This is a genomic window from Streptomyces sp. NRRL F-6676 (assembly GCF_000725625.1).
Lineage (GTDB): Bacteria > Actinomycetota > Actinomycetes > Streptomycetales > Streptomycetaceae > Streptomyces.
Genome location: NZ_JOHS01000108.1, coordinates 1 through 3,401, shown reverse-complemented (window position 1 = coordinate 3,401; position 3,401 = coordinate 1). Strand labels below are relative to the sequence as shown.

The window sequence follows — 3,401 nt, the reverse complement described above, 5'->3', positions numbered from 1 at the left end:
CGTTCCGCCCCGCCCTTCGGCGGCCGGCACTGCCTGGCCGGCCCGGGTGTGGTCCTGCTCCGTCTCGTTCTCCGGGGCCAGCACTTCTCCGACCTTCGACAGCTCACGCTCTTCCAGCGGCCCGACCATCGACGGAGGTGACGGTAGGCGCGCTATGGCGGGTCGAGGCAGTCCGATGCCCGCGAAGGGCCGAGCGCCGCAGCCGGCCGGAGGCCTCACGAAACGCGCAAGCCAGGAAAACGTGCAGCTATACTGTACAGTTAGGTTTCTTATTACGGGAGGGCTTGAGGTAATGGACGACACGCTCGCTGAGGACCTGCGGCATGCGATCGGAGAGCTGGTCCGAGCCGCGCGGACCGCGGACACCATGCCCGCCGGCGAGGCCGCCATCCTCGGCCACCTCGACCGCGGCGGCCCGCAAACCACGGCGGAGCTGGCCCACTGTCGAGGCGTGACCCACCAGTCAGCATCCAAATCCGTTAAACAGTTGCTCGCCGGCGACCTGGTGCGCACCGAACCTCATGCCACCGACGGCCGCAAACTCCTGCTCCACATCACCGACCGCGGCCGCGCCCGCCTGGAGGAAGAGCGTGCACAGCGCGCCGCCTGGCTCGACGTGGCGATCCGCGACGCGCTCAACTCGGCCGAACGGCGCCGACTTCAGGAATGCATCCCACTGCTTGCCCGTCTGGCCACGCACATCACAGGGCGCTGACGCGGTCGCGCTGCAGCCGTTCCGCCCGTCCTGGCGACAGGTACCGCCGAGTGCGGGCCGAAGCTGACCGAGACCACCGGGCTCGAACGCCGAAGGCCGTCGGGCTCCGCGTGAAGCGGAGCCCGACGGCCGGCACTCACAGGGATTCGGTCTCGCCGACGCCGAAGTGCTGGAAGTGCGAGCCGATGCCGGGGCCGCCATCACCAAGCAGGCCGCCGACCATTGCTCGGCCCACCTCATTGAGGGCACCGTCGTGGATGGCGCGCACCCGGGCCGGCGCGACCTCGCGCACGTAGTCGACGAGCTGGCCGGTGGTGGACCAGGGGCCGTGGACCGGAAGCAGCAGCGTGTCCACCGGGGTGTCGGGGACGGTGAGGGCGTCTCCTGGGTGGAACACCGTGCCGTCGATCAGGAAGCCAATGTTGGCCACCCGCGGGATGTCCGGGTGGATCTCCGCGTGCCAGGTGCCGTGCACCTGGATCTCGAAGCCCTGCGCGGTGAACACCGAACCCTCCCCCACGGCCCGCACCTGGCCGGCGAAGCCGTCCAGCTTCGAGGCGACCGCGGTGTTGGTCCACACCCGCAGCTCGTGCTCGGCGGCGGCCTTGCGCAGCGTCGCCTCGGAGAAGTGGTCGAAGTGCTCATGGGTGACCAGTACGTCCGTGACGCCATCCAGCACAGACGGGTCGGTCAGGCCGCCCGGGTCAATGACCAGGCGACGGTCGCCGTCTTCGATGGTCACGCTGGCGTGCCCGAACTTAGTGATCTTCACGGTGTCCTCCAGGGATCAGGGGGCTCCGGGAACCGGCGGCCCCAACAGATGTGCAACCAGGTTGTGTTTCCACGCTACCATCTATACAACTTAGGTGTACAACAGAGTTGTTCATTTTTGCGGGGCAAGCCACCCACGCAGGGCGGCGGCCAGGCTCCAGACAGCCGCCGAGGCACTGGCCTGCCACCGCGTAGCCACCAGAACCACGTGGACGTCAGAGAAGAGAAGAACCGCATGACCAGCACCGTCACGCCTCCTCGAGGCACAGCCGATCCCGGTACAACACCGGCGGGATGGCGCACCCGGCTATTGCTGCCGACCCTCATCGCCATCGCCGCCGTCGTCTCAGTCATCAGCAGCCTCGGCGCACCGCTGGTGCCGACCATCGCCACCACCCGCCACGTGTCCGCGGGGACAGCGCAGTGGTCGCTGACCATCACGCTGCTCGTGGGGGCGGCCTGCGGACAGGTGCTCGGCCGGCTGGGCGACGGCACCCACCGCAGGACTGCGATGCTCGGCGCGCTCGGCGCAGTCCTGGCCGGCTGTCTGCTGGCCGCGGCCGTTCCCTCGATCTCGGCGATCCTCGCCGGGCGCGCCCTGCAGGGGCTTGGCCTGGGCTTGGTCCCCGTCACCATCGCCATGGCCCGCGACCACCTACCCGCCGAGCGCGTCCGGCCAGCCGTTGCCGCCCTGTCGGTGGCCACCGCCGCAGGACTCGGCATCGGCTACCCGCTCACCGGCCTTGCCGCCCTGGCCGGCGGCGTCACCGCCGCGTTCGGACTCGGCGCCATACTCACTGGCACGGTCCTGGTCCTGGCCGTACTGATCTTGCCCCACGAGCCGAATGCCCCAAGCCGGCATTTCGACACTCCCGGGGCGCTCCTGCTGGCCACAGGCCTCACAGCCTGGCTGATCGCACTGAGCCAAGGCGCCGACTGGGGCTGGGCATCCGCCCCGACATGGACCCTCGCCGTCGCCGGTGCTCTGACGCTGGGCATCTGGGGGGTCCACTCGCTGCGCGCACAACAGCCGCTGATACAGGTCCGCCTGCTGGCCGATCGACGCGTCCTGGCCGCCGACATCACCGCGCTGCTCGTCGGTGTCGCCTTGTATCTGTTGATGTCTCTGATCTCCAGAGCCGTACAGTCCCCCGCCTCGACCGGCTACGGGCTCGGCCATAGTTCGTTGATCGCAGGCTTGGCGATGCTGCCGCTCACCGTCGGCAGCCTGGCCGCCAACCGCGCAGCTCCCGCGCTCAGCACGCGCCTGGACAGCGGCAGCATCCTCGCCCTCGGCGCCGCGACCACCGCTGCCGGCTTGTTGCTGTGGGGAACAGAACGCTCACACCTGTGGTCGTCGTTCGCCGCGCTCGGACTGGGCGGCGCCGGCATGGGCTTGACCTTCGCCACCATGCCCGGGCTGATAGTCTCCGCCGTCCCCGCCGGTGAGACGAGCAGCGCCAACGGCTTCAACCAGGCCCTGCGGCAACTCGGCGGCGCCATCGGCAGCGCCCTGAGCGCTGCGCTCGTCCCGACCGGCGCCACCGCGACCAGCGGGCACGAAGCATCGGGTGGCATCGATCACGCGCTCGCCGCGGGGATCGCCCTGTGTCTGATCAACATCGGTGCGGCCCTGACAATGCGCCGACACGGCCGCAGCACCGGGACACACCGGGCCCGGTCGCAATGAGTGATCTACTGGTCGATGACCATGGTCATGACTCGCCGCCTGGCCGGCCCGCGTCGCGAGCGGGCGTGAACCGGCCCGTCGCCGGCTCAGCCAACCAGCCCCTCGCCACCAGGCGCTTGGCCTTCGACCGCAGCGCCTCCACCCGGGCCGGCACCACGTCCATGCCGAGCTCGACGGCCATCTCCTGGCAGGTCACCGGCCCTTGTCCGAGCCGGGCCCGGTCGG

3 protein-coding genes and 1 pseudogene are annotated in these 3,401 nt (G+C 70.0%); 2 read left to right on the top strand and 2 right to left on the bottom strand.

The features are described from left to right. Nucleotides 1-292 precede the first annotated feature (292 nt). Nucleotides 293-715 carry a MarR family winged helix-turn-helix transcriptional regulator gene (locus IO29_RS31140; protein ID WP_030383506.1) on the top strand — a complete coding sequence of 141 codons (423 nt, stop codon included), beginning with the start codon at nt 293-295 and terminating at the stop codon, nt 713-715. A gap of 136 nt (nt 716-851) precedes the next feature. Here the strand turns inward: IO29_RS31140 and IO29_RS31135 are convergent, their stop codons facing one another. Beyond that, nucleotides 852-1,487 (bottom strand): MBL fold metallo-hydrolase, encoded by a 636-nt coding sequence (locus IO29_RS31135; RefSeq protein WP_030383505.1) that lies wholly within the window; start codon nt 1,485-1,487, stop codon nt 852-854. A 234-nt stretch (nt 1,488-1,721) separates the two neighbouring features. Between IO29_RS31135 and IO29_RS31130 the strand changes: the two genes are divergently transcribed. Beyond that, nucleotides 1,722-3,176 (top strand): MFS transporter, encoded by a 1,455-nt coding sequence (locus IO29_RS31130; RefSeq protein ID WP_158709406.1) that lies wholly within the window; start codon nt 1,722-1,724, stop codon nt 3,174-3,176. Nucleotides 3,177-3,201: 25 nt separating this feature from the next. Here the strand turns inward: IO29_RS31130 and IO29_RS31125 are convergent. Beyond that, a pseudogene (locus tag IO29_RS31125) lies at nt 3,202-3,401 on the bottom strand (hypothetical protein); the annotation flags it as partial.